Annotated in this window: 20 protein-coding genes, 1 tRNA gene and 2 pseudogenes; 19 read left to right on the top strand and 4 right to left on the bottom strand. The window is 44.2% G+C overall.

Translation table 11 applies throughout. The features are described 5' to 3' along the window. Positions 1–384, top strand: a complete 384-nt coding sequence (acpS, locus tag MHN79_RS13850; protein ID WP_239173376.1) for a holo-ACP synthase — start codon at positions 1–3, stop codon at positions 382–384. Here the strand turns inward: acpS and barA are convergent. After that, on the bottom strand, positions 369–3,143 hold the full coding sequence (gene barA / locus MHN79_RS13845; protein WP_239173375.1) for a two-component sensor histidine kinase BarA: 2,775 nt from the start codon (positions 3,141–3,143) through the stop codon (positions 369–371). The genes acpS and barA overlap by 16 nt on opposite strands. 170 nt (positions 3,144–3,313) lie before the next feature. Between barA and rlmD the strand changes: the two genes are divergently transcribed. The 5 genes from rlmD to eno all read left to right on the top strand — a co-directional run bounded on the left by rlmD (position 3,314) and on the right by eno (position 10,968). Further along, positions 3,314–4,636, top strand: a complete 1,323-nt coding sequence (gene rlmD, locus MHN79_RS13840) for a 23S rRNA (uracil(1939)-C(5))-methyltransferase RlmD (RefSeq protein ID WP_239173374.1) — start codon at positions 3,314–3,316, stop codon at positions 4,634–4,636. Between the two features lie 64 nt (positions 4,637–4,700). After that, the gene (gene relA, locus MHN79_RS13835) at positions 4,701–6,920 is read left to right on the top strand and encodes a GTP diphosphokinase (protein ID WP_239173373.1); all 2,220 of its coding nucleotides are present in this window, start codon (positions 4,701–4,703) and stop codon (positions 6,918–6,920) included. 70 nt (positions 6,921–6,990) lie between these two features. After that, a complete protein-coding gene (gene mazG, locus MHN79_RS13830; RefSeq protein WP_239173372.1) occupies positions 6,991–7,785 on the top strand; it encodes a nucleoside triphosphate pyrophosphohydrolase in 795 nt (264 codons plus the stop codon). 163 nt (positions 7,786–7,948) lie between these two features. After that, positions 7,949–9,589: a CTP synthase gene (locus tag MHN79_RS13825; RefSeq protein WP_152429571.1), complete on the top strand. Its 1,641-nt coding sequence runs from the start codon at positions 7,949–7,951 to the stop codon at positions 9,587–9,589. An 80-nt stretch (positions 9,590–9,669) separates the two neighbouring features. After that, the gene (eno, locus tag MHN79_RS13820) at positions 9,670–10,968 is read left to right on the top strand and encodes a phosphopyruvate hydratase (protein ID WP_114786990.1); all 1,299 of its coding nucleotides are present in this window, start codon (positions 9,670–9,672) and stop codon (positions 10,966–10,968) included. Between the two features lie 239 nt (positions 10,969–11,207). On the opposite strand, the pseudogene MHN79_RS13815 reads toward eno, so the two are convergent. Both MHN79_RS13815 and MHN79_RS13810 read right to left on the bottom strand, forming a co-directional pair. Continuing rightward, positions 11,208–11,672: pseudogene (locus MHN79_RS13815) on the bottom strand (ATP-binding protein); the annotation flags it as partial. A gap of 135 nt (positions 11,673–11,807) precedes the next feature. Next, on the bottom strand, positions 11,808–12,311 hold the full coding sequence (locus tag MHN79_RS13810; protein ID WP_239173371.1) for a hypothetical protein: 504 nt from the start codon (positions 12,309–12,311) through the stop codon (positions 11,808–11,810). Positions 12,312–12,421: 110 nt separating this feature from the next. Here MHN79_RS13810 and MHN79_RS13805 point away from each other — a divergent pair. The 13 genes and pseudogenes from MHN79_RS13805 to MHN79_RS13745 all read left to right on the top strand — a co-directional run. Further along, positions 12,422–13,517, top strand: a pseudogene (locus MHN79_RS13805) (IS256 family transposase); the annotation flags it as partial. A 177-nt stretch (positions 13,518–13,694) separates the two neighbouring features. Continuing rightward, entirely contained in the window at positions 13,695–13,877 is a 183-nt protein-coding gene (locus MHN79_RS13800; protein WP_239173370.1) for a hypothetical protein, read from the top strand. 127 nt (positions 13,878–14,004) lie between these two features. After that, on the top strand, positions 14,005–15,192 hold the full coding sequence (locus MHN79_RS13795; RefSeq protein ID WP_239173369.1) for a sugar efflux transporter: 1,188 nt from the start codon (positions 14,005–14,007) through the stop codon (positions 15,190–15,192). 160 nt (positions 15,193–15,352) lie between these two features. Beyond that, entirely contained in the window at positions 15,353–16,228 is an 876-nt protein-coding gene (locus tag MHN79_RS13790) for a branched-chain amino acid aminotransferase (protein WP_239173368.1), read from the top strand. Positions 16,229–16,246: 18 nt separating this feature from the next. After that, positions 16,247–16,987, top strand: coding sequence for a TauD/TfdA family dioxygenase (locus MHN79_RS13785; RefSeq protein WP_239173399.1), 741 nt, complete (start codon positions 16,247–16,249; stop codon positions 16,985–16,987). Continuing rightward, positions 16,987–18,033: an Ldh family oxidoreductase gene (locus MHN79_RS13780; RefSeq protein ID WP_239173367.1), complete on the top strand. Its 1,047-nt coding sequence runs from the start codon at positions 16,987–16,989 to the stop codon at positions 18,031–18,033. The genes MHN79_RS13785 and MHN79_RS13780 overlap by 1 nt, the downstream gene beginning before the upstream one ends. Positions 18,034–18,036: 3 nt before the next feature. After that, positions 18,037–19,275: an ATP-grasp domain-containing protein gene (locus MHN79_RS13775; RefSeq protein WP_239173366.1), complete on the top strand. Its 1,239-nt coding sequence runs from the start codon at positions 18,037–18,039 to the stop codon at positions 19,273–19,275. A 45-nt stretch (positions 19,276–19,320) separates the two neighbouring features. Beyond that, positions 19,321–20,247 (top strand): diiron oxygenase, encoded by a 927-nt coding sequence (locus MHN79_RS13770; RefSeq protein ID WP_239173365.1) that lies wholly within the window; start codon positions 19,321–19,323, stop codon positions 20,245–20,247. Further along, entirely contained in the window at positions 20,247–21,308 is a 1,062-nt protein-coding gene (locus MHN79_RS13765; protein ID WP_239173364.1) for a dipeptide epimerase, read from the top strand. The genes MHN79_RS13770 and MHN79_RS13765 overlap by 1 nt, the downstream gene beginning before the upstream one ends. 326 nt (positions 21,309–21,634) lie before the next feature. Beyond that, on the top strand, positions 21,635–22,096 hold the full coding sequence (locus tag MHN79_RS13760) for a GNAT family N-acetyltransferase (protein WP_239173363.1): 462 nt from the start codon (positions 21,635–21,637) through the stop codon (positions 22,094–22,096). Positions 22,097–22,109: 13 nt separating this feature from the next. Next, positions 22,110–22,721: a glutathione S-transferase family protein gene (locus MHN79_RS13755; RefSeq protein ID WP_239173362.1), complete on the top strand. Its 612-nt coding sequence runs from the start codon at positions 22,110–22,112 to the stop codon at positions 22,719–22,721. A gap of 45 nt (positions 22,722–22,766) precedes the next feature. Beyond that, complete coding sequence (locus MHN79_RS13750; protein WP_239173361.1) at positions 22,767–24,086, top strand: hypothetical protein; 1,320 nt, start codon at positions 22,767–22,769, stop codon at positions 24,084–24,086. 197 nt (positions 24,087–24,283) lie between these two features. Further along, positions 24,284–24,404, top strand: a tRNA-OTHER gene (locus MHN79_RS13745). Positions 24,405–24,799: 395 nt separating this feature from the next. Here the strand turns inward: MHN79_RS13745 and MHN79_RS13740 are convergent. Next, entirely contained in the window at positions 24,800–26,020 is a 1,221-nt protein-coding gene (locus MHN79_RS13740; protein WP_239173360.1) for a multifunctional CCA addition/repair protein, read from the bottom strand. Positions 26,021–26,085 lie beyond the last annotated feature (65 nt).

Below are 26,085 nucleotides of genomic sequence, written 5' to 3'. Positions count from 1 at the left end.
ATGGCAATTGTTGGTATAGGAACAGATATTGCGGAAATTGAGCGAGTTGAGAAAGCATTTCTTCGCTCTGGAGAGAGTTTTGCAAAGCGTGTTTTAACAGAGCAAGAGCTAGAGCGGTTTGCCTCTTTAAAGCAGCAGGCTAGGTTTTTAGCCAAGCGATTTGCAGCAAAAGAAGCAGCGTCTAAAGCACTCGGCACTGGCATTGCTCAAGGCGTTTCTTTTCATGATTTTACTATTAGCAATGACCAATATGGAGCACCCTGTTTGTCGCTATCTGGTAAAGCATTGGAGATTGCGCAACAGAAGCAAATCAACAATATTCACCTGTCTATTTCTGATGAACGTCATTATGCTGTTGCAACAGTCATTTATGAATCTAAATAAGAAGCAGCACTTTTAGTTACTTTCTCCATTTCATCTTGCAGCTCAAATAACTCTGGCTCTAGGTCTAAAATACTAGAGCCAGAATTCAGTCCTTTTTCAATAGTGGAGCAAATCTGTTTTAGTCTAGGCACGCCACAATAGGCACTGCTACCATGCAGCTTGTGAACATGGCGGAGTAGAGCCTCAGTGTCGTCGTTTTCTTGAGAGAGTGAAGACTCAACCACTTCCCTGACTTCCGGTATGTAATCGATCAACATTTGTAACATATCTCGTGCAAGATCAGTTTTATTCGCCGATTGTTTTAGTGCAGCTTTCCAATCGATAACCGTAGAATTATCTGTAGTGAGAATATCGCCAGATTGTTGTTTGTTATCGTGTTGAGAGGTTTCTGCTTCGCTAGCCCCTGTACTTGAAGGGCTCCATTTGATCAAAACATGTTGTAGAACATGTTCTTCTATGGGTTTGGTTAGATAGTCATCCATTCCTGCGCTCAGTAGTCTATCTCTTTCACCACTCATGGCGTGAGCAGTGACAGCAATGACTGGGGTACTAGCGTTGCGCTTAATATTCTTGATCTTATGGCAAGCCGTCACCCCGTCCATTTGAGGCATCTGAATATCCATAAAAATAAGATCAAAGTCTTGCTGCTCGGCTTCAGTGACGGCATCGAGTCCATTGGTATGCGTCACGACTTTTTCGACTCTTTCTTGCAGCAGAGCACTGATAAGTTTTAGGTTTGCTGGATTATCATCAACAGCCATTACCGTGAGCGGTAATTTTTTGTTAAAGGTAGGCTTTATCTCGACAGCAGCTAGAGTCTGTTGCTTTTTCGCTAAAATCTGTAGCAATTTTCTACGTGACAAAGGTTTGGTAATACAATGAACATCATGAGTTTGAATCAGATGATCAGATAAAGCGAGATCAGTACTTGGGATACCTACCACTACATGAGGAGAGCATTGTTTCGCTTGCTTGACCCATTGTTCGATTTGTTCCAGTGAATGTGTCTTATTAGGTGCTAAGTTGAGTATGGTGTAATCATAGTGCTTCTCTTCAAGCGGAACGGATGAACGATAAGTGACGATCAAGCCCTGCTGAACAAGTGATTGCTGGATAACGGATGCCGCTTGCATATTTGGTTCTATGAGCAGCAAGGTGCGCTGATTGAGCGACTCAGTTTCTAGCAGTCCGCTTACTGGCATGTCGGTCGAGTGAAGTTTTAATGTGAACCAGAATGTAGAACCCTGGTGGAGCCTGCTTGTGAGGCTAATCTCACCTCCCATTTGACCTACGAGCTTTTGCGTGATGACTAGACCCAAACCTGTACCACCATAGCGACGAGAGATACTGGCATCAGCTTGACTAAATGCTTGGAATAGCTGAGCTTGCTGCCTTTCTGAAATGCCAATACCCGTATCACGAACCATAAACTGTAGTTCGATAACGTCTTCTTTTTGTGAGCGTAATTCAACGCTGATGTCAATGTTGCCGCGTTCGGTAAACTTGATCGAGTTGCCGACTAAATTAGTGAGAACTTGCTGAATTCTAAGCGGGTCACCGACCACTCCACTAGGAATTTTAGGATCGACTTTCAGCGTTACTTCAAGCCCTTTTTCATGGGCGCTAGTGGCTTGTAAACTGACAACCTCTTCCAGTGACTCTTGAAAATCAAACGGAATATTCTCTAAGGCCAGTTTACCTGCTTCAAGTTTCGAGAAATCAAGAATATCATTGATAATGCTCAGTAAGTTATTAGCTGATTTTTCAATTGTTTGCAGGTAGTCAGTTTGGTTATTGGTTAGTTTGGTCTTGAGCATTTGGCGAGTAAAGCCAATGACGCCATTAAGTGGGGTGCGAAGTTCATGGGACATATTGGCTAAAAACTCAGATTTTACTCGGGCGGCTTCTTGCGCTCGTTTTTTAGCAATATCCAACTCAACATTCTGAATCTCTAGCTGCTCTAAGGTTTCTCTTAGATCAGAGGTGGCTTGATCGATACTGTGCTGCATTTCGACGTGGTATTCAGACAAGGATACAGCCATGGCGTTAATACCATTTTTTAACGTATCGAGCTCACCATGCATTTTACCCTCAATTCTGACGTCTAAATGCCCTCGGCGAATCCTATCCACCATATTTTTCATATGTGAAATAGGCCGGGTGACGTCATGCATGAGTCGGTGTGCAAAGATTGCCGATAATCCAAGCCCCGAAATGAGCACTAAAAACGCAGAAAAGATCTCTTGATATTGTTGAAGCCTTAATGACGACAGATCCAGTTCAATAGCGATGTAGCCTAATGCAGAGTTTTTGTTTTGACTCTTAGCTGCCGCAAGTAGACCTGATTCTGCGACGATAGGGGCCCTTAAGATGAGGGTGTTTTCTTGCAGATCTGATGTGACCAAAAGTGGAATGGGTTCATTACGAGGAAATGTCAGTGACTCGAAACTAGGATGAAAGTTAGAGGTCACAAACAACTCATGGTTGTAATCGAAAACAGCGATACTTCGAACGAACTTGGAATTTTTACGGTGAGCGTAACTAATGATCCTTCTTACCGCTTCTCGACTGTTGTTTTTCAATCCTTCTTCACTGGCAATGGCTAAGGGTTCGACAATGCTTAAGCCCGAGTTGATGACTTGCTTTTCAAGGTCGTGATAGCGGTTGAAGGAGAAAAAGGCACTCAGGAGCAAGCCAATAATTAAAGTCGGCGCTAAAGTAAGAGTGATAACGCGGGCGCGTAAGCCATATCTGGTCATTATTATCTAAACATCGTGGTATGGATATGGGAAAATAACTTCCAAACAAAAAGAAGCCGTCGAATACTTAAGCATAATAAACTCGCTCGGCTCAGACAATCATTCAAGTATGAAAAGATGATACTTGGATACGAATATCGAGCAATTGTAACAAGGCAAAGAACAGAGTTATGGCGCGTTTCTTCCAACCTAAAAAGAAAACTCAACTGAATACTAAGCACCAAGTACTGAAAATTGAAAAGCTTGATCATCATGGTGCTGGTATTGCTTATCAAAACAAAAAGCCTATTTTTGTTGAGGGCGCACTACCTGGAGAAGAAGTGATTGCTCAACTGACAGAAAGCAAGAGCAAGTTTTCAAGAGCATCTTTAATTAAGATTCAGAGCGCTAGCTCGCAGCGTATTGAACCTTTTTGTCCACATTACAGCGAATGTGGAGGTTGCAATATGCAGCACTTAAGCAGTGAGAACCAGTGGGAGTATAAACAGCAGACCTTGAGTCAGCTTATGAGTAAATTTGCGCGGCAAACTCTTGAGTTAGAATTGCCAATTTTGGGGAGAACCCAAGGGTATCGCAGGCGTGCTCGAGTGAGCGTAATGCAGGATAAAAAAACTCGCCAGCTTCAATTCGGCTTTCGCAAAAAAAACAGTAGCAATATTGTCAACCTAACACATTGTCCTGTTTTGGAGCCTGACCTGAATGCAATATTGCCTGATTTGTCCCAATTGTTGCAGGGTTTCTCTCAATCTGAGCATATTGGTCATGTAGAATTAGTCAAAGCGGACAATACCTGTATTCTCGTTTTACGTCATACCAAAGCATTACCTGACCGAGACCGTCAGTCGATAATTGATTTTGCTAACGCTAAGCAAATCAGTTTGTACCTGATGCCATCCTCCAAGGATGTGGTGCTTGGATGGGGAGAGTCGGGCGTCTACCAAGAGGTTGGGCCAACCATCCCCTTTGAGCCTAATAACTTTATACAAGTAAACCAAGAGGTTAATGCCAAGATGGTCGCGCAGGCATTAGACTGGTTAGCTTTATCGTCGCAAGATACTGTATTAGACCTATTTTGCGGGCTAGGTAATTTTAGTTTGCCTATGGCCAAGTTAGTGAATTCAGTGGTTGGTATTGAAGGGATTGATGAGATGGTTGAAAAAGCTGCTCACAATGCCCAAATAAATAACATAGAGAACGCGACATTTTTTCAAGCAAATTTGGAACAAGATGTGTCTGGTGAGCCATGGGCAAATCAAAAATTTGATAAGATACTCCTTGATCCGGCAAGAGCTGGAGCGAATGGTGTCATAGAGAAAATTTCCGTTTTTGGTGCCACGAGAATCGTTTATGTTTCTTGTAATCCTGCAACTTTAGCGCGAGATTCTCGCAGTTTGCTTGAGCAGGGCTATGAATTGAAGAGGCTCGGAATGCTAGACATGTTTCCGCATACGAGTCATCTAGAATCCATGGCGTTATTTGTGAAGGCTAAATAAGAACTTAACTCGATAAGAGCAGTCTTACCCTACGAAAATAGAAAGTGATAACAGGATAAAGAGAATGGTTGCGGTACGAAGCGCACATTTGAATCAAGATGAACAGTTTGATTTAGATACTTGGATAGTCAGTTTAAAGCAAGATGCCAAGGTGGCTAAACGCCTTAAGGAGGTTTACCTCCGTTGCGAAACCATTTTGGATCAGAGTGAACAAAGGCCTTTGCTGTTGTGGCGTGGCCGAGAAATGATCGAAATCCTGACAACGCTTTCTATGGATAAAGCTACCTTAGTTGCCGCTTTATTGTTTCCTCTGGTATCAAGTGGGGCTTATGATCGCGAAGTTTTGGCTGAAGACTTTGGTAAGGAAACCATTAAATTGATCGATGGTGTGGAGGAAATGGCCGCACTGGGACAGTTGAACGTGACGATCGAAGGGAGCGCTGCTTCAGCTCAAGTTGATAATGTCCGAAGAATGTTACTCGCCATGGTTGATGACTTTCGCTGTGTTATCATCAAGCTGGCCGAGCGAATTTGTAACTTAATTGAAGTTAAAAAGGCACCAAGTGAAGTTCGTTGCGCGGCAGCTAAAGAGTGTACCAATATTTATGCGCCCCTCGCTAACCGTCTAGGAATAGGTCAGCTTAAATGGGAAATCGAAGATTATGCGTTTCGCTATCAGCAACCTGAAACCTATAAACAAATTGCTAAGCAGCTGTCTGAGCGACGCATTGTACGAGAGCAATACATAAAAGATTTTGTTGACGATCTCTCCAATGAAATCACAACATCAGGAATCAATGCAGAGGTAAGCGGACGTCCCAAACATATCTATAGTATTTGGCGAAAAATGCAGAAGAAAAGTTTGGCGTTTGATGAGCTTTTCGACGTACGCGCTGTTCGTATCATCGCTGATAAGTTACAAGACTGCTATGCAGCTCTTGGAGTCGTCCACACTAAGTACAAACACTTACCGAGTGAATTTGATGACTATGTTGCCAACCCCAAACCCAATGGTTATCAATCTATACACACTGTGATTCTTGGGCCTGAAGGGAAAACCATAGAAATTCAGATCCGCACTAAAGACATGCATGAAGACTCTGAGCTTGGAGTTGCTGCTCACTGGAAATATAAAGAAGGTGGTGGCGGTAGAAGTGGCTACGATGAGAAAATCACTTGGCTGCGTAAACTGCTTGATTGGCAAGAAGAGATGTCAGACTCTGGCGAAATGTTGGATGAAGTGCGCAGTCAGGTGTTTGATGATCGCGTTTATGCCTTCACGCCTCGTGGTGATGTGGTCGATTTACCTATGGGCGCCACGCCACTCGATTTTGCTTACCACATTCACTCAGAAGTGGGTCATCGCTGTATAGGTGCCAAGGTTGCGGGCCGGATTGTTCCTTTTACGCATAAGCTGTCTATGGGGGATCAGGTCGAGATTATTACTTCGAAGGAGCCTAATCCTTCTCGTGATTGGTTAAACCCATCGATGGGTTTTGTGACTTCAGGTCGTGCACGGGCTAAAATTAATGCTTGGTTCCGCAAGCAATCGCGCGAGAAAAACTTAGAAGCTGGTCGTGAGATCCTTGAAACCGAGCTAAATAAAATTGGCGCAACACTAAAAGATGCTGAGCAATATGCTCTCAAGCGATTTAATGTCAATAGCGCTGATGAACTGTATGTTGGGATTGGTAGTGGTGATTTACGCATTAACCAGATCATCAACCATATCAATGCACTGGTGAACAAACCTACCGCTGAAGAAGAAGATCAGCAGGCCCTTGAAAAGCTGCAAGAAGCGGAAAACAAGCCGCCAGTATTGAGTCGTCCGAAAAAAGATGCGGTTGTGGTTGAAGGGGTTGATAATCTGATGACGCATTTAGCCCGTTGTTGTCAGCCTATTCCTGGTGATGAAATCGCTGGCTATATCACACAAGGGCGCGGTATTTCAGTGCATAGAGCTGATTGTGAGCAACTTGAAGAACTTCGCCACCATGCAGCGGAAAGAATTATCGATACTGTATGGGGAAATGGGTATGTGGGTTCTTATATACTCACTGTACGTGTCGAGGCTATGGAACGTAGCGGCCTGCTTAAGGATATCACCACATTATTTGCCAATGAGAAAATAAAGGTGACCAGCATGAAGAGCCGAGTTGATTACCGCAATCAGTTATCGATTATGGACTTTGATCTTGAAGTGACCAATGTCGAAGTTTTATCTCGCGTCTCCAAGCGGGTGGAGCAGATAAAAGACGTCATGTCAGTGAAGAGATTAGGCTAGTTGGTTTTCAATTTGATTTTAAGGTGAGTGGTTGATGCCACTCACCTTTTTTGTTTAAAGGAAAAGAGTAATGAGTCACCCAATAGAAGAATTAGAACAAATAATGATGAAGTTACGTGACCCTGAGCAAGGATGTCCGTGGGACTTACAACAAACATTTGACACTATTGTTCCACATACGATTGAAGAAACCTATGAAGTGGTTGATGCCATTCACAAGCGAGACTGGTCCAATTTACAAGAAGAGTTGGGCGATCTTTTGTTTCAAGTGATTTTTTATAGTCAGTTAGCGAAAGAGCAGGGGTTGTTTGAATTTTCCGATGTTGTTACTGATGTTAACCAGAAGCTGACTCGTCGCCATCCACATGTATTTTCGGATGTTGAGTTTTCAAGTGAAGAAGAAATTGCAGACAACTGGGAAGCAGAAAAAGCCAAAGAGAAGGCTGAAAAAGGCAGTTCTGAACAAAGTATTTTAGACTCTGTCCCTAGTTCATTACCCGCATTATCGCGAGCAAATAAAATTCAAAAAAAGTGTGCCCGTTATGGATTTGACTGGGATTCTTTAGGGCCAGTGGTCGATAAAGTTCGAGAAGAAATTGATGAGGTGATGGATGAAGCGCTTCAGGTATCGCCAAATGAAGAAAAACTTGAACTAGAGCTGGGAGATTTATTGTTTGCCACAGTGAATTTAAGTCGTCATCTAGGAAAAGATCCTGAATCGGCATTGAGTAAAGCTAATCATAAATTTATGCGCCGCTTTAAAGGGATAGAATCTATTGTTGCGACACAAGGTAAACAATTGAAAGACTACGATTTAGAGCAGCTTGACGAGTTTTGGAATCAAGTCAAACAGCAAGAGTCATAGTTCGACATAGCCAAAAATGCGCTATTCTAATTTGATTTGAAGCAAGAAATAAAAAATGACAGTGTGATAGATTTCACGTTGTGGCGATAAGGGTCTTCTGGTATATTTATCTCCCGTCCAGAAGAAAACCCATTTCCCTCATTCAACCAATTTCAGGTTAAACATGACGACAAATTACATTTTTGTTACTGGCGGGGTCGTATCCTCTCTAGGTAAAGGTATTGCAGCAGCATCACTTGCCGCTATTCTTGAAGCTCGTGGTCTTAAAGTGACTATGATGAAGCTGGATCCGTACATTAACGTCGATCCGGGTACTATGAGCCCAACTCAGCACGGTGAAGTTTTTGTAACGGAAGATGGTGCTGAAACTGATCTAGATCTTGGTCACTATGAGCGTTTTATTCGCACTAAGATGAGTAAGCGTAACAACTTTACTGCTGGTCGTGTTTATGCCGATGTTCTGCGTAAAGAGCGTCGTGGTGATTATCTAGGTGCGACGATTCAGGTTATTCCTCACATCACGAATGCGATCAAAGATCGTGTGATTGCAGGCTCTGAAGGTCATGATGTCGCTATTGTTGAAGTCGGTGGTACAGTCGGTGATATTGAATCTTTGCCATTTATGGAAGCGATTCGCCAGTTAGCGGTGGAATTAGGGCGCGAGCGTGCTATGTTCATGCACCTGACTTTGGTTCCGTATCTAGCCGCCGCTGGTGAAGTGAAAACAAAACCCACTCAGCACTCTGTAAAAGAGCTGCTTTCGATTGGTATTCAGCCTGATATTTTGGTTTGTCGCAGCGATCGCATGATCCCTGCCAATGAACGTAAGAAGATTGCATTATTCTGTAATGTTCCAGAGAAAGCCGTCATTTCAATGAAAGACGTCGACTCTATCTACAAAATCCCACAGTTGATCAAATCTCAAGGCCTTGATGATCTTGTTTGCGCTCGTTTTGGTATTACCGCACCTGAAGCTGACTTGTCTGAGTGGGAGCAAGTCATCTACGAAGAAGCTAACCCGACAGGCGATGTCACCATAGGCATGGTCGGTAAGTACATCGAGCTACCAGACGCATACAAATCCGTCAACGAAGCGCTCAAACATGCGGGTCTTAAAAATCGACTCAATGTCACCATCAAATATGTAGACTCTCAAGATGTTGAGAGTAAAGGTGATGAAGCGTTGGCTGGCCTTGATGCGATTTTAGTTCCTGGTGGATTTGGTGATCGTGGTATTGAAGGTAAAATTCGCTCTGCCCAATATGCGCGTGAAAATAATGTTCCCTATTTAGGCATTTGTCTTGGGATGCAGGTTGCACTGATCGAATACGCGCGCAATGTCGCAGGTCTTGAAGGTGCGCATTCAACAGAATTTAATAAAGAGACTAAGTACCCCGTGGTTGGATTGATCACAGAATGGGTTGATGGCGAAGGTAAAGTTGAAGAGCGTACAGAAACCTCAGATCTTGGTGGTACTATGCGTCTTGGTTCTCAGTTGTGTCACCTAGAGAAAGGCACTAAAGCGAGAGAGTTATACGGTAGTGCGACTATCCATGAGCGTCACCGTCACCGCTATGAAGTCAATAATGTGCTTCGACCTAAAATTGAAAAAGCTGGCTTGAAAGTGTCAGGTTTATCTGCGGATAAAAAATTGGTAGAGATGATTGAGAATCCAGCTCACCCTTGGTTTGTAGCGGCTCAATTCCATCCAGAGTTTACCTCCACACCGCGAGATGGACACCCGCTATTTGCTGGTTTTGTAAAAGCTGCAGGTCAATTTTCCCGCGGTGAGTTTGAGAAGTAAAAAAAGGATATAGGCAGTAGCAAAAGTTGTGCTGCTGCCTTTTAAGTTTGACATTTATATTTGAACGAGAGGAATCATCAATGTCTAAGATCGTTAAAGTTCTAGGTCGTGAAATTATCGACTCACGTGGTAACCCAACCGTTGAAGCTGAAGTGCACCTAGAAGGTGGCTTTGTTGGTATGGCAGCAGCACCATCTGGCGCTTCTACAGGTTCACGTGAAGCTCTTGAGCTTCGTGATGGTGATAAAGCACGTTTCTTAGGTAAAGGTGTTCTAAAAGCAATCGAAGCAGTAAATGGTGCGATTGCAGACGCTCTAGTTGGTAAAGATGCGAAAGATCAAGCTGCTGTTGATGCGGTTATGATTGACCTAGATGGTACAGAAAACAAATCTAACTTCGGTGCTAACGCTATCCTAGCTGTTTCTCTAGCGAATGCTAAAGCTGCGGCAGCTGCCAAAGGTATGCCTTTATTTGAGCATATTGCTGAGCTTAACGGTACTCCAGGTCAATTCTCTATGCCTTTGCCTATGATGAACATCATCAATGGTGGTGAACACGCAGATAACAACGTTGATATTCAAGAGTTTATGATTCAGCCTGTTGGCGCTAAAACTCTGAAAGAAGGTCTACGTATCGGTGCAGAAGTTTTCCACAACCTAGCTAAAGTACTGAAAGCGAAAGGCATGAGCACAGCAGTTGGTGATGAAGGTGGTTTTGCGCCTAACCTAGAATCAAACGCTGCTGCACTTGCAGCAATCAAAGAAGCGGTTGAACTCGCGGGTTACGAGCTTGGTAAAGACGTGACGCTAGCGATGGACTGTGCTGCATCTGAGTTCTACGACAAAGAAGCGGGTAACTACAACATGAAAGGTGAAGGTAAAATCTTCTCTTCTGAAGAGTTTAACCATTACCTAGCTGGTCTAGTTGAAGAGTACCCAATCGTTTCTATCGAAGACGGCCTAGATGAGTCTGACTGGGATGGCTTTAAGCACCAGACTGAGCTACTTGGCAACAAGATCCAACTTGTTGGTGATGATCTGTTTGTAACCAATACTAAGATCCTTGCTGAAGGTATTGAGAAAGGCATTGCTAACTCAATCTTGATCAAGTTTAACCAAATTGGTTCTCTGACTGAAACACTAGCTGCTATCAAGATGGCTAAAGATGCAGGCTACACAGCTGTGATCTCTCACCGTAGTGGTGAAACTGAAGATGCAACCATTGCTGATCTAGCAGTTGGTACAGCAGCAGGTCAAATCAAAACGGGTTCTATGAGCCGCTCTGATCGCGTTGCTAAGTACAACCAGCTAATCCGTATCGAGGAAGCGCTAGGTGAACGTGCTCCTTACAACGGTCTTAAAGAAGTTAAAGGCCAGTAAACACTGCTCTTTTAGTTCGCTTTCTTAAACATCGCCTCTATTATTAGAGGCGATTTTTTATGGCTATCACTTTATCCAGAGTACTCTTCATCACCTGTCAGAGGAAACCTAAGATCGAAACTTTTGGGGTTTATTTGGCTGCTTATTTTGGGTATGGCTGATTTCTGGACAGAAATCGTTTTGGTATATCTCGCCCCATTTGATTCAGTACGAAAAAAGTGCGTGATTGCTCGATATTGTTATCGAGCCGTCTCTATGATTTCCGTCTGTTTTTGCATTGACTCTCCTCCTAATTCTATGCGGTGGCTATTATGCAGTAGCCGATCTAGCAGTGCATCTGCGACGGTCGCGTTGCCGATCATGTTATACCACTCCTTTACTGGGAGTTGGCTGACCATGATGGTACTGTTCACTTGATAGCGATCTTCGAGTAGTTCAAGTAAATGTCCTGCATGATCTGGGGTGAGTTTTTCCATTCCCCAATCATCGATTATCAGAAGTTGTTTCTTCGCCAGAGCTTGAAGCTGTTTTTGGTAGGTGCCGTCTAAGCGCCCTGAGCTCAAATCGTCCAGCAATCGGCTTAAGCGATAATAACGAGAGCTGTAGAGTTGCTCACAAGCTTGGGTGGCCAGCGCGCATGCCACGTAGGTTTTTCCCGCACCTGTTGGGCCTGTAATCAGTACATTTTGTCGCTTTTGCAAGTAGCCCGTCGTCTTTCACCCAGCGTTGCATCGTCCTTATCGATATCCCAACGCAGCTGCACGCTCTAGTTTTAGTCGCTCCACTATTGATAGCTTCTTCAATGAATGTAACTATTTTTAGCCGCTCAGAGAGAGGAGTTAATCTTCCTCGCTTGGTTCCCAGAGGGCATTGAACTTTTCCCGCAAAACAAGGAGGGCAGCAGTTTCCGCTAAGGCTTTATCTTTTCGGGCCAACTCTTTTTCTAGTGCCTTGATTCTTTTCTTATCTGCACGGCGTTGAGAGTCTTGTTTGTGTTTACTTTCACTTTGCGTTTGGTGAGCTTGAATGGATGCAGTTCGCCACTTTTTTACTTGTTCCACGAAGAGGCCTTTTTCTCGGCAGTAGGCAGATAGCTCATGCTCGGACATTGTGGCCGTCTCAATAACAAAAGAGAATATCTGTTCGGCACTGTAATTTACACTCCCTCCGTCGTCATTAGTTGGCAGCAAACCTTCTTCTTTCAATTCTTGTCTCCACTTGTTAACTGTTCCATTCCCAACATCCAATTTATCAGCAATATGCCGAACCGAATAACTATATGGGGGAAGTAACCAAACTCTTCCTTGCTCTCTTACCTCTAAATCAATTGCAGGCCTTGCCATGTTGTCTCCTTAAATAAGTTAAATAAATAGGAGACAACTATGCTGACACAGGGGGGAATGGGTGTCCGGATAATTGCGGAATCGGTGTCCTGATTGCTCCGGAATACGCAGTACGCAACGGTTATCAGCCTGAGCGCTCGATACAAACTGAGCTGGGTGACATCAAGGTGAAGATCCCGAAGGTTAGTGATCGCTCTAAAAACGGGATCAAGTTCAATAGCCGTTTGATCCCCATACTTGAAGCGAACTAAGCACCTAGAAGAGTTTATTCCTTGGCTCTACTTACGTGGGATATCGACGGGCGACATGCAGCCCGCTTTAGAATCATTACTTGGAAAACATGCCGGTGGCTTGTCTCCCAATACCGTGTTTCGTCTTAAGGCATAGTGGGGAGAAGACTATCACCAATGGCGTAAGCGAGATCTCAGTAAACGTCGGTTTGTGTATGTCTGGGCCGACGGTATCTACAGTAAAGTGCGTATGGATAACAAGCTGTGTCTGCTTGTTATGCTTGGGGTGGATGAAACAGGCCGAAAAGAAGTGCTCGCAGTTGTCGATGGTTTTCGAGAATCAGAAGCGAGTTGGCTTGAAGTTTTGAATCAACTGACTTCACAAGGCTTAATGAGCGCGCCACAGCTTGCTATCGCTGATGGAGCACTTGGGGTCTGGAATGCCGTAACAAAGCACTGGCCGACAACGAAGCAGCAACGATGTTGGGTACACAAGACCGCTAATGTACTCAACAAAGTCCCTAAATCAGTACAACCGCGAATGAAGGAGTCCTTACATGATATTTGGATGGCAGAGACTCGGGATGATGCTTATCGCGCCTACGGTGCTTTCAAAAAGTGGTACGAAGCCAAGTACCCCAGGGCAGTAGAGTGCTTGGCTAAAGACAAAGAAGAAATGCTGGCATTCTATGATTTTCCAGCAGAGCACTGGACTCATATTCGGTCGTCAAACCCTATTGAGTCAATGTTTGCAACGGTTCGGTTGAGAACCAATAAAACCAAGAGTTGTGGTAGTCGGACGACGACAATGACCATGGCATTTAAATTAATGAAAACCGCTGAAGCCAACTGGCGTAGATTAAGAGGCTTCAAGTTACTTGGGGATGTCATTGAAGGGAAAGACCTCAAAGATGGCATCCGCTCAAATCAGGACGATCAACAGGATACTGCGCTGGAAGTCGTACACCAGATTTGACTATAGCTCCCTTTAATGAAGTGTCCAGTTTAGCTGGATCAGAACATGTTACATAAGTTAACAAAATTTAATCATTCCATTGACAAATTAATTACAATACATTAGATTTCAGCAGCTTAATGCGAAACGGTGAACTATTTCCCGTTCAGTTTTTCATTATTATAAGAGTCGTAGAGTATGGTAAATCGAATAGATTTCACCTTTGAAGTTTCAGGGGTCTCCGGGACATTTAAAGTCCAAAGCTTCCAAGCTGTTTCTTCTCCCTTTGAAATGAACCTGACGGTATTGTCTGTCGATGATTCCATCACATTTGATACGTTAAGCCTCAAAATAGAGGAAACATGGAAGTCCAATTTATAGAGAAGAACCCAGATCATCCACTACTTATAGAAATATTGTTACAACGTCCCTACAACTACGATTTAGATTGTCTATCAGCCCAAGCGAGTAATCTACCCAAGAAAGTTTCATTAAGAGGATCTCTATAGTGAGAGGATTTATTGAAGGAATTTCTGGAAATTTATTTATAATCAATAGTTTAAATGCATTTTCGTATGCATTTATATTGCCGGTAATGAGCGTTTACCTAGTAGATGGTATTGGTGCAAGCTTATCATTCATTGCTTACTACAGTGTGAGCGTCGCCCTTTCAGGAATATTTTTTAGCCACCTGTTCGGAGCATTGGCAGATAAAGGGGTCAATGACCGCTTGCTATTTATAATATCAGTTGTCTGCATTATGATTTCTTCTGTCTCATTTACTTTTGTCACTGAACCATGGCAAGCATTAGCTGTAGGTACAATTCTATTGGGGCCGGGTAACGCCAGTATACCTTTGTTATTATCTATGATTAAAAGGTTTGCAGACCAATCCGGCCAAAATATCACTAGCTTAAATACACAAATGCGATCAGGTGTTTCTGCTGTTTGGATTGTTGGTCCAGCCCTAGCTTTTATAGTCGCGGACTCATGGGGATACATTGCAAACTTTTATATTGTTTTTACTCTATCTGTTTTTGTGATGATTCTGACTATAAAATATCTTCCGACATTTAACAAAATAATTGAACCTCCATCACCGCCAAAAGGTCAACCTTCAGCCGTTCCAATATTCGCCTTACTTTTAGGCCTGGTCATTTTATTAGGCAACTTAGCAAATCATGTTTATCTAACGATAATGCCACTATATTTAACTCAAGAGCTAAGCATACCATTGTATTTCCCTGGATTGCTCCTAGGGATAACAGCTATGTTTGAAATACCAGTCATGCTCTACGCTGCCAGAGCTTCAGAAAAATACGGAAAAGAACAATTAATGGCATTTGGATTCATTTGTGCGGTTATTTATTATTTATTAATACAGTATGTTACTACAATCCCACTTCTTATCTTGAGTCAGGCTTTCAATGGTTTGTTTTTCGGGGTTTTTATAGGGTTAGGTATTAGTCTCATTCAAGATGCATTCCCTAATAAGGGAGGTATGGCTTCTGCATACTATATAAATATGATGAGAATCGGGATGCTGTTAGGTACTTCGGTTGCTGGTTTTATTGCGCAATATTTTGGTTTAAAAACTGCTTTATACGCATCCTTAGTATCGGCTTCGTTAGCCTTATTTTTAATAGCCTACATTTCGAAACTTCCAGCTTTAAAATCAATCCAATCGAATTTGTGACCAGAATCTCCCTAGCCTGAATTTTTACCCCAACATGAGGTGGGTCTCAGCTTCCAGCTTAACCGTTTCGATTTGTAAAAGGCAACATCACGTACTTTAGGATCAGATAATGGCTATTTATGCGCATAGGACAAGTTTTTAAAATGATGGAGAATAAATAATGAATAGTTTTATTAAAACTGTTGGTAAAGTTTGGTTTGATGGTCAGTATCTGGAAGCGGAAGACGCGAATATTCCGGTGCTTACCCATGGTTTGCATTATGCAAGCTGTGTCTATGAAGGAGAAAGGAGTTATCGGGGCAAGGTGTTCAAAATCAAGGAACATATCGCCCGCCTATTCAAATCTGCCGAGATCATGGATATGGAGATCCCCTATACCTCAGAGGAACTGGAAATTGCCACCAAGGAGGTGATTGCCACCAACCAGCTGGAAGACGCCTATGTGCGCCCTGTGGTGTGGCGAGGCAGCGATTCTATCGCGACCTTTGCCCCAGATAACAAAATCCATACCGCCATATGCGCATGGCAATGGCCGAGCTATTACACCAAAGAGAAAAAACTCGAAGGGATCCGCATGTGTGTGGCGAACTGGCGGCGTCCGGATCCTCAGTCGGCGCCGATCGAAGCAAAAGCATCAGGCCATTATATGATTTTGACTTTAAGCAAGCATGAAGCCATGCGTAAAGGCTTCGATGATGCCCTATTGCTAGACCTGAACGGCGCGGTTGCCGAGGCCAGCAGTGCCAATATTTTCTTTTGCTCGGGCAATGAATTACATACCCCTAAAACCGATAACATTCTTAATGGCATTACTCGGCAAACCGTGTTCGAGCTTGCCGCTAAGCGACAGCTGAAAATTGTCGAAAGGGAAATCTTGCTAGAAGAAATTAGCAGTTTTTCCGAAGCTTTCATCACGGGAACCGCCTGTGAAGTTACGGCGGTCAGGGAACTCGATGGCCATGTGTTTACCGGTTCGGATGTGACCCGAGTTATCATCGATGATTACACCGCACTGTGTTATGGAACAGAAGACTAATTAAGGATATCTATTGTGATGTATTGTACTACGGCCGATAAGACTGCCATTAGTTTGCTCCTGAAAACGGTGGGTTTTGCCCTAGTTGAAGGCTTGGAAGATGAGGAAAGCTGCCATCAGTTTTTAGATCAGCACTGGAAACTCGATCGCCAATATGACGGCCAGCTGGTCAATGAAGTTAAAGCCAAAAAACAGTACGGTAACTTACCTCTTTCTCAGGCCCACGGGGAAATTGGTCCCCATACTGAAGGGGTTGCCTTAAAAAAGCCGCCTAAGTACCTGGCCTTATATTGCCTACAGCCAGCGAAGGAACTCGGTGAAACCCATATTTATGACGGTTACCGGGTTCTTTCTAAACTGGACAGGGCGCAATGGCAGACATGCTGCAGCTTGCCTGTCAATTTCCAGACCAAAGGCAATTATTCCGATGAGTCCAGTGCCAGCTCGTGTAAAAACGTTGTGGTTTCCAACGAGGACGGTAGGGTGCAGATTAATTTCAGCACCAACTTATTCACTTGGGGGGATCTCAATCCCGTGTCGGTGAAAGGTCAGGAGCTCGAACCGCTGATCATCGAACATCAGGAGTTATTTAACAAATTACTTGATGAATGCGAGAAAAACAAGGTCAGTATATGTATTCCGGAGAATTGCCTGTTGATTTGGGATAATCACCGCATGCTGCATGGCCGCGCCGCTTTCCAGGATAAAAGCCGCCATTTGCTACGCTTCTGGTTGTCCGATAAAGAAGAGGCCGCCTAATGGAGATTTCAGTTCAAAATATCGAAAGCTATATCAGCGAAGGATTGATGTCACTCGGGCTTGGTCGAGAAGATGCTTTGCTCGCAACCCGGGCCATGGTTCAGTCGACGCAATGGGGAGTTGATACCCATGGTATTCGTTTATTTCCAACTTATGTCAAAGAGCTAGTCGGGGGCAGGGTCCGCTCAAGCCAGAGATTTAAGGTCGACAGATTATCCTCATCGCTGAGCCGCTTGGATGCTCAACAAAGTCTGGGTTTTCTTGCTGGATTTAAGGCAGCGGAATTAGCCAGGGAACTGGCACTTGACAGCGGTTGTGGCGTGGTTTGTGTGACGAATTCTAACCATTTTGGTGCTGCTCAGCTATACGGACGTTGGCTGGCAGAACATGATTTTCTCGGCATAGTAATGACCAATGCCGCACCTCGTGTAGTGCCGTTCGGCGGCCTAGACCAGCTGTTTGGCACCAATCCGATTTGTTTCACCGCTCCGAGCACAAAGCAGCCCTTTTGCCTAGACATGGCTACAAGCCAGATTTCGTATTCTAAGGTGAAGGGTATGTTTCGAAACGGCGAGCAGCCGCCCAAGGAATGGGCCATCGATGCGCAGGGCGAAGCCTGCCAGTCGATCGAAGCCCTGAAGGGACTCTTACCTTTAGGAGGCTATAAGGGGCAAGGTCTGGCTATGATGGTGGAAATCATGTGCTCTGTGCTGACCGGCTCTACTTTAGGATTAAAAATGAGCCACCTGGATAGGGAGCCGTTTGATAAAAAAAGGGATGTAAGCCATTTTGTCCTTGCGCTGGATCCCGGGCGTTTCATGCCTATAGAAGAATTTAAGCAGAATCTGACCGCTTATATGGACTCGGTACGTAACAGCTCTCCACAATCGGGGAAAGAGATCCTAGTTGCAGGTGACAAAGAGCTAGCGACGGAAAAAAAGCGGATACAAGCACTGCCCCTGAGTCAGGGAGAACTGGAAGATTTTCTCTCGGTTGAGCATCATTTTGATCCTGCGCGCACGATAAACGAACTGGTCAGGAGCTGAGCTATGGACGCTTTGTTTTTTTTAGGTAAATCGATTGTATCTAACGTCTTGGCGAGGATTATGGCGCAATATGAACGCGTTTATATTCTGACAGGCGAGTCGACCGAGGTGCCGCTTGCCGACAACCTGAAATGTTATCGCTTTGATAACTTTCATAATAACGGTGCAGTCGAGTTCAAAGCCCTAGAACTTGCCCGTGAAACCCCGAGACTGGCTGTTTTTGGCGTTTCGGAGGGCGATGTTTTAAGGGTATCGGCACTCAATGACATAATTGCCAATGGCAAGCTGAGCTTTGGCAATGCTCTGGCGTTTCGCAATAAGTTGCTGATGAAAGATAAAGTGGCTGCAGCGAACTTTAACGTGCCGGATTACGCCCCTGTATCCGTGCCATTTGACATCATCTGTTTTATTGAAGCACACGGCTACCCCGTGGTCATCAAACCGGTTTCAGGTTCTGGCGGAAGCAACACTTTTATCCTTCGTGATGAGCAGCAGCTCAAGCGGCTATTTTCCTCAAGCTTGTTTGATTACAAGGAAATATCAGAGAGCTATCTGATTGAAAGTTTCATCGAAGGGGACATGTACCATATAGATGGCATATTGGTTAATGGCGAGATCCGGCTGATCCATATTTCCTGTTACCGCAGTTCCTGCCTCTCCTACCAAGAGGGTAAGAGTATAGGTAGTTATATGCTAGATGCTGATCATCCCCTTTTTGAACAGCTCAAGTCGGCGAGTGAAGAAGTCGTGGGGATCTTTACTTTTGACGACGTTTCACCTTTTCATCTTGAGTTGTTTTCCACCTCGGAAAATAAGCTGGTTTTCTGCGAAATCGCCTGCCGAGCTGGAGGAGGCCCCATCATGGAAACCTTGGAGGCCGTTACTGGCTATCGCCTTGATGATCTGGCTCTGCAAGGGCAATCTCAACCTGAGTCGTTCGTGCAAGTGCTTGCGGATCTACCCAAAGAGCATCAAGTGGCAGGCTGGATTTTACTGCCGCCACAGCACGGGGTGTTAACCGCTATACCGGAAACCTTGCCGTTTGAATGGGTCAAGTATTATTTGCCGAATGCGCATCAGGGGCAAGCCTTTGATAAGGGACAAAAAGCAGCAGACAATATTCTGCAGGCAGTGGTCACAGGCGCAGGCTACAGGCAAGTGAGGGAATATCTAGATGAATTGGAATCCTGGCTCACCCAGCATGTGAGCTGGCAACTGAATGAAGATATTTCGAATAAATAAAGCGGCAGATTACCCTTTGAAAAAATAAATATTAATGGAAATGTAATGGATAATTTTTCTGTAGAAAATATGACAGCTAAACTTACCCGGATCGCTGGCAGCTGGGATCGTCGTGCCACCGTGAAGCAAGCTCCGGTTTTTCATGAAAAACTACTAGATGAGAGCAAGCCTGATTACCCGTCCACCTTGATCCCTTTCTGGGAACATCCGGATTTCCAGGCCCATGATGCGGACCTGAAATTTAAGTTATTGTCACATGCTTGGGTTAACTACAATAACAATACCATCACAGCGGAGGAGAATGTCGCAAATCCGGCCTTTTATCTGATGATGACAGACAAGTTTCCCGGAACGCATTATGAAAGCATGAAGAAAAACATGATTCAGGCTTTGATTGATGAGCATTATCATACCTATATGCATATGTCGGCAAACTTCGCCACCAAAAGGATCCGCGCCCTCAACAAGCTGGTGCTACCCCATTCAGTATCTTACCGCCACTTTTTGAAGGCGCAGGAGGATGCCACCGAAAGCTGGCAAAAAGACCTGCTGACAGTGGTCTGGGCCATAGTGTCAGAGATCAGTATCAACGCCTACTTGAGCCTGCTTGAGGACGCGAAAGATATCCAGCAAGTGCACTGCGATATTGCCAAAGCACATAATCTGGATGAATACGGCCATGCCAAAATCTGCTTTGAAGTAGCCAAGTCGATTTATGCCAATATGAATAAAAAACAAAAGCGCTATTTTGTTGATTTTCTGCCTTTGGCTTTGAAAGCCTTTGTTGCCAATGATTATAGCGTTTGGCGAGCAACTCTGGAACAGCTTAATTTCAAAAAAGTAGACACTATCATCGGTGACTGCGAATTAACTGTATCCAAGAAAAACCTGATACGGGACTATTCAGGCCTGAAGCATATAGTGTTTGATTTGGAAATCGAAAATGAAATCGATTTTGATTTTGGAATCTGATGATGCTGTTTAACGTACATTTTATTCCAGATCAAATCTCTCTCAGTTATGAGTTTGGTGTTTCTAGGGAGAAATACAAAGATCTCCGCTGCCTTTTTGTGGCCATCAGTGATGGCGAGCACATTGGCCTGGGGGAAGCAACCGAGTTTATGGCGGATGTCTACCAGGCAAATATCGAGCTGATGATGGCACAACAAGCAGCTGTACAGCGGCTGATTGCCGAGTGTGCAGGCATGCATCCCCAGGACTTCTGGTTAAAGCTGGATCAGCTATTACAGGGATTTCCGTTTCTCAAGTGTGCGATAGATGTCGCCTACTGGGATCTGTATGCCCGTCGTCAGGGGCTCCCCCTATACCAGGTCTTGAACTTGTCGGCGACAGATCTTCCCCGCTCTAACCTGAGCATCGGACTGGCCGAGCCAAAAGTGATGCGTGAGCGGATCCTCCAGGCCTTGCACTGGCCAGCGCTGAAAATCAAGCTGGGCAGCGATAATGATATCAAAATCTTACAAATGGCCCGGGAGGTCACTGACCAGCCGATTATTGTTGATGTCAACTGTGGCTGGACCTTTGAAGAGGCTAAGGAGAAGGTACCCCTATTTGATGCACTTGGCGTAACAGAGATAGAACAGCCTTTGCCAGTCGACCATTGGCAGGAAATGGCGGAGTTGAAAGCAAGCAGTCAGATCATCTTTACCGCCGATGAAAGCTGTACTTCGCTAGTATCCATAGACCGCTGCAGCCTGGCCTTTGACAAGTGTAACGTGAAGTTGATGAAGTCCGGCGGTATTACCCCGGCATTACAACTGATCAAACGGGCACGTGAATTGGATATGCAAGTCATGATGGGCTGTATGCCAGAGAGTTATGTTGGGATTTCCGCGATCTGCCAGCTAAGTTCCCTCTTGGATAGTATCGAAGTCGACAGCATAACCATGGTGGATAACTCTATTGCCGGCGGGGTGTTGGTAGAAAAGGGCGAGATCAGCTTGAACCAGACGCCGGGCACCTCAGCTTTTTTAAAAAGGCACCCGGACTTATACAAGAAGAATGGAAAGTGAGGTAATGCTGTAAACAGATAATCTTTCAGTTTGAAAAATATATTGGGCAGTAGAGTAGCCTAGTATTGTTTTGCCCCTGGATCTGATCAACTTAATTTAAACCCTAAATTCTCGCTCATGGTAAATTTTATGTGTTTGATCCTGTTTGGTATATCCGGTTTATACCTGGCGTCGTTTCTTTGGAGGCTTGAAGGATTACAATATGCGCTGCCTGATTTATGGCTGGTTTCCTTACTATTGTTTATGGCTTGCTCCAGATTTAGTGTGAAAAAATAAATGGCCTGTGTTAACACCGCCATGGCTCAATAAAAATGGAATGTTTATCTATGACTCAAAAAATAAAATTTAGAAATGCCCGGCGCGAAGATGTCACTATCCTGGTAGCTATGTTAGCGGATGACGAATTGGGAAAAAAAAGGGAGAACTACGCCGAACCTTTGCCCGATAGCTATTACCATGCTTTTGATGCTATTGACCGGGATCAGAATAACCAGCTGACGGTGGTGGAAATAGATGATGTGGTGGTAGGCATGCTGCAAGTGACTTACATCCCCTATCTTACCTATCAGGGGAGATGGCGCGCCTTGATTGAGGGGGTGAGAATCTCCCATGATTATCGCGGTGAAGGTCTGGGACAGAAAATGTTTGAGTGGGCGATCGAACAGGCAAAAGTCAAGGGCTGCCATCTGGTGCAACTGACTTCAGACAAACAAAGACCTAGAGCTATTGAATTTTACAAGCAACTCGGCTTTGTTGATTCCCATGAAGGCATGAAACATCACTTATAAACAGGAGTAGATAATGGAATTATTGTATTCGCCCAATTCACCTTATGCCAGAGTAGCGCGGGTGGTGATGAGGTACTACCAGCTGCAAAATCAGATAACCGAAATCGCATTGCACCCGTATGACAACTCCCCAAAACTGCTGGAAGCCAACCCCTTGGTCAAGGTGCCTGCTTTGCTTTTGGGGCCCGGTCAGTCAATGATGGACAGCGAGGTGATCGCCCTGTATCTCGACAGAGAGCTAGGCGCAGGTAAATTAACCGCTCGCTTGGAAAAGGACTGGCAATATCGGGCAGATGTTTCCCTATGCAAGGGCTTGGTCGACAGCTGTATTATGTTGCGAGGGGAAAAATATCGCAGAGATGAACCGGAAGAAGTTGCCTCCGAGTTTTTCTCGCAGCGTTTTCGCCAGGCGATTACCAGGGGACTCAATTATTTCGATCAAGGCATAAACTCACGGGGAGATGAGTCGTTCTCCATTTTAAATGTGTGGCTGGTGATCATTGTCGATTATGTTAACTTGAGGCACCCAGAATTTGATATCGACAATAACTACCGAGACTTGTATCAGAGTTACAACAATTTTTGCCACTTGGATTTTTTTAAGGAAACTTTACCTACAGGATAACTTTTTCATTGGTAAAAATCAGGTTACTAAGAGTTAAGAAGTGTTATGTATATAGATAAGTTCGAACAGCCTGTAAGGGTTGTTTCAGATCGCCGATATAAGTCATATCAGAGAGCAAATTTAAAAAATATTGCTCGGGAGCATATTCCCGAAGATATTGCTACTGAACTAGAAGTGACTTCTTTGGTATTTCCATTCAGGGTCAATGATTATGTGCTGGATGAACTGATCGATTGGGATAATATTCCCAGCGACCCTATGTTCAGGCTTTTATTTCCTATGTCTGAAATGCTGGATAAGGCAAGCTATCAGCGCCTGCTCGAGCTGGTGCGTGAAAGGGGTGATAAAGCTCTTATTCAACAGGAAGTCGAGAAAATCAGGGCGTCACTTAACCCTCATCCCTCGGGGCAGGTCACAAAAAACAGGCCAGCTATCAACGGGAAACCGCTTAACGGCTTCCAGCATAAGTATAAGGAAACTTTGCTGTATTTCCCCTCTCAAGCACAGTATTGCCATGCCTATTGCAGTTATTGTTTCCGTTGGGCCCAATTTACCGCTAAGGCGACGCGCATGAACAATAACGATGCGGAGCTGCTTTTTGACTATTTGGCCCGTCATCAAGAGTTGACTGATGTCTTGCTCACCGGGGGCGACCCTATGACCATGCGGGCCAACAAAATGCGGAAGTATCTCGAGGTCATGTTACGTGATGAGTGCCAGCATATAAAAAACATCCGCATAGGCACTAAATCGCTCGCATTTTGGCCATCAAGGTTTGTTTCTGACGGTGATGCCCAAGAGCTTTGCAACCTATTCAGAAAGGTTGTAGAGCATGGTAAGAGTGTCGCCCTCATGGCACATTTTAGCCATCCGAACGAGTTATCGACACCAATCGTGCGACGGGCGATAAGGAATTTACAAACATCCGGGGTTACCATCAGGACTCAGGCCCCCTTGATGAAAGGCATTAATGATAACCCGGACATTTGGGTTGAAATGTGGAACTTGCAGGTAAGTTTAGGCTTAATCCCTTATTATATGTTTATTGACCGGGATACTGGTGCCAAAGGTTATTTTGAAGTACCGCTGGAGAGAGCACTTGAGATTTATACTTTGGCCTATAGAAAGATCTCTGGATTATGTAAAACCGTCAGAGGACCTGTGATGAGTACAGATCCTGGAAAAATCCAACTTTTGGATATTTCTATTGTAAATGGTGAAAAAGTATTTTGCTTGCAATTTATACAGGCTCGCAATCCAGAGTGGATTAATAAGGTATTCTTTGCCCAATATAATTGCGAGGCGACTTGGATCGATCAATTGAAACCAGCATTTGGTAAAAACTATTTCTTTTGGGAGGTTTGAAATTCGATATAAAGTGCACCGATTTTGGGGTTTTGTCGCAAATATAGAGTCCCCTCCGTCAAATGAAACGCAACACCCTTGAGGAAGTGAATGGTTAACGTAAACTCTTCCTCTTTTCGTTTCATTTTTGACAGTGAGTGATATCGTGGGAAAGCGAGCATCGAGACTAGCGGCCTTAAGTCGCTGCTTATTCGCATAGGTTCTGTAGCTCAGCTAGACAGAGCACCACGCCGTTTCTTCGGTTATTGCATGCGCTGAAGATATGATTTCGCGATAAAGGCTACACATGGGAGGCCGCTGGTTCAAATCCAGTCGAATAAGTTGCATAACTGCCGTTTATCGGCTTAGGAAATATCTCTCCAGCACAATACGAGATGGAATTACTCAAAAGTGCCTAAAACAGTATCCAATTTTAGTTGACCGTTACAGTTTTAATGTGTTCGCTTCAATGGATGGGTTGCTTGGTGTTCTGCTCTATAAAAATTGGACACTAAGATGAGTGAGTTTGAAACACCAATTTACCCTGTAATTGGGAGGCATTAGCTCATGAGATTTTATATGGGAAATATCATGTGCCGCCTTTCGATGATTTGTTGCGCAAAAATGATTTTGGGACAAAAATGAGTTTCAAACTTTTTGTCACACTTTTCTTAGATAGTCAGTTGATAGAATCTAAGTTTCGATCTTTATTGTCCAGCGACATCACTTTAAATTTAAAGGCATCGAGAGCGTTTAATTGCTTCGACTTTTCTCTTGTCCATCTCTAGACGAATGTCTGCCCCCTGATAACCATCTTTAATAATATCTTTCGCTTTAACAGATAGAGCGGCTTGATAGGCTTGCTCAAAAATAGCTTTCTGTGGGTACTCGATGTTTTCATATCCAGTTCTACCTCGGCTATCAGCCATGCAAGCTACTAGTACTTCATCTAAGCGCTCTGGTTTACGCCACACATCAAAACTGTTGAGCACCTTAAGTAGTGTTTCTGCTCGTAACTCTTCTGCTCGGTGGACATTTGAGTGCTGCTTGCAAACAATCAAAGCCAATTCGCGATACTCATTCGGTACTCGTAGTCTGTCACATAACTGTTTGATTATGCTCTGGCCAGTATGGCAGTGCATTTTATGGCTAGGCCACTCATTTTTTGGGGTCACCCCTTTGCCTAGATCATGCATCTGCGCGGCGAAACGAACCTTAGTCGATGGGGTCAAAATAGCGGCTTGCTTAGCCACCATTAAATTATGGATACCAGTATCTATTTCTGGGTGCCACTTCTCTGGTTGAGGTACACCAAATAAACAATCAAGCTCAGGAAGAATAACCTTAAGTGCTCCGCAATCACGAAGCACAGATAAGAAGACTTGTGGATCTTGAGTAGACAGGGATTTATGCCACTCTTGCCAAATCCGCTCAGCGGTTAAATGTTCGAGCTCTTTTGAGGCCACAATCTGTTTCATCAAGTCTTGAGTTTCATCGGCAATGCTAAAACCTAGGTGATGAAGCTTAGCGGCAAAACGAGCGACTCGAAGAACGCGCAAAGGATCCTCGGTAAAGGCACTAGACACATGTCGCAGGACACGATTGTTGAGGTCGGTTTGGCCCCCATAGGGGTCGATCAGTTTGCCTTTATCATCAAGCGCCATAGCATTGATGGTGAGATCGCGGCGCAGAAGGTCGTCCTCAATAGTCACATCCGGTGAAAAATAACAATCAAACCCCTTGTAGCCTGCACCCGTTTTTCTCTCTGTGCGTGCCAAAGCATATTCTTGCTTGGTCTCTGGGTGTAAAAATACCGGGAAATCTTTGCCAACAGCAGAAAACCCTTTACTAATTAACACTTCAGGGGTGGTACCAACTACGACCCAATCTTGGTCATGAACCTCGATATTGAGATATTTATCGCGTACTGCGCCACCAACTAAAAATATTTGCACAGATGTTCCTCTTATATTCGGATATTTGCATTGGCTATTGTTGTCAGCAATGTTACTTTTCTTGT

It is taken from the genome of Vibrio sp. Of14-4, from assembly GCF_022347625.1.
GTDB lineage: Bacteria > Pseudomonadota > Gammaproteobacteria > Enterobacterales > Vibrionaceae > Vibrio > Vibrio pristinus.
The sequence above is the reverse complement of the archived record's forward strand: the minus strand, read 5'-3'. Positions and strand labels throughout refer to the sequence as shown.

Bases quoted from the DNA above. Each gene is read 5' to 3' on its own strand.
- MHN79_RS13825 (WP_152429571.1), top strand. From the start codon at position 7,949: ATGACGACAAATTACATTTTTGTTACTGGCGGGGTCGTATCCTCTCTA.
- acpS (WP_239173376.1), top strand. From the start codon at position 1: ATGGCAATTGTTGGTATAGGAACAGATATTGCGGAAATTGAGCGAGTT.
- MHN79_RS13755 (WP_239173362.1), top strand. From the start codon at position 22,110: ATGGAATTATTGTATTCGCCCAATTCACCTTATGCCAGAGTAGCGCGG.
- MHN79_RS13765 (WP_239173364.1), top strand. From the start codon at position 20,247: ATGATGCTGTTTAACGTACATTTTATTCCAGATCAAATCTCTCTCAGT.
- MHN79_RS13810 (WP_239173371.1), bottom strand. From the start codon at position 12,311: ATGGCAAGGCCTGCAATTGATTTAGAGGTAAGAGAGCAAGGAAGAGTT.
- relA (WP_239173373.1), top strand. From the start codon at position 4,701: ATGGTTGCGGTACGAAGCGCACATTTGAATCAAGATGAACAGTTTGAT.
- MHN79_RS13775 (WP_239173366.1), top strand. From the start codon at position 18,037: ATGGACGCTTTGTTTTTTTTAGGTAAATCGATTGTATCTAACGTCTTG.
- MHN79_RS13800 (WP_239173370.1), top strand. From the start codon at position 13,695: ATGGTAAATCGAATAGATTTCACCTTTGAAGTTTCAGGGGTCTCCGGG.
- barA (WP_239173375.1), bottom strand. From the start codon at position 3,143: ATGACCAGATATGGCTTACGCGCCCGCGTTATCACTCTTACTTTAGCG.
- MHN79_RS13785 (WP_239173399.1), top strand. From the start codon at position 16,247: ATGTATTGTACTACGGCCGATAAGACTGCCATTAGTTTGCTCCTGAAA.
- eno (WP_114786990.1), top strand. From the start codon at position 9,670: ATGTCTAAGATCGTTAAAGTTCTAGGTCGTGAAATTATCGACTCACGT.
- MHN79_RS13770 (WP_239173365.1), top strand. From the start codon at position 19,321: ATGGATAATTTTTCTGTAGAAAATATGACAGCTAAACTTACCCGGATC.
- rlmD (WP_239173374.1), top strand. From the start codon at position 3,314: ATGGCGCGTTTCTTCCAACCTAAAAAGAAAACTCAACTGAATACTAAG.
- mazG (WP_239173372.1), top strand. From the start codon at position 6,991: ATGAGTCACCCAATAGAAGAATTAGAACAAATAATGATGAAGTTACGT.
- MHN79_RS13750 (WP_239173361.1), top strand. From the start codon at position 22,767: ATGTATATAGATAAGTTCGAACAGCCTGTAAGGGTTGTTTCAGATCGC.
- MHN79_RS13790 (WP_239173368.1), top strand. From the start codon at position 15,353: ATGAATAGTTTTATTAAAACTGTTGGTAAAGTTTGGTTTGATGGTCAG.
- MHN79_RS13780 (WP_239173367.1), top strand. From the start codon at position 16,987: ATGGAGATTTCAGTTCAAAATATCGAAAGCTATATCAGCGAAGGATTG.
- MHN79_RS13760 (WP_239173363.1), top strand. From the start codon at position 21,635: ATGACTCAAAAAATAAAATTTAGAAATGCCCGGCGCGAAGATGTCACT.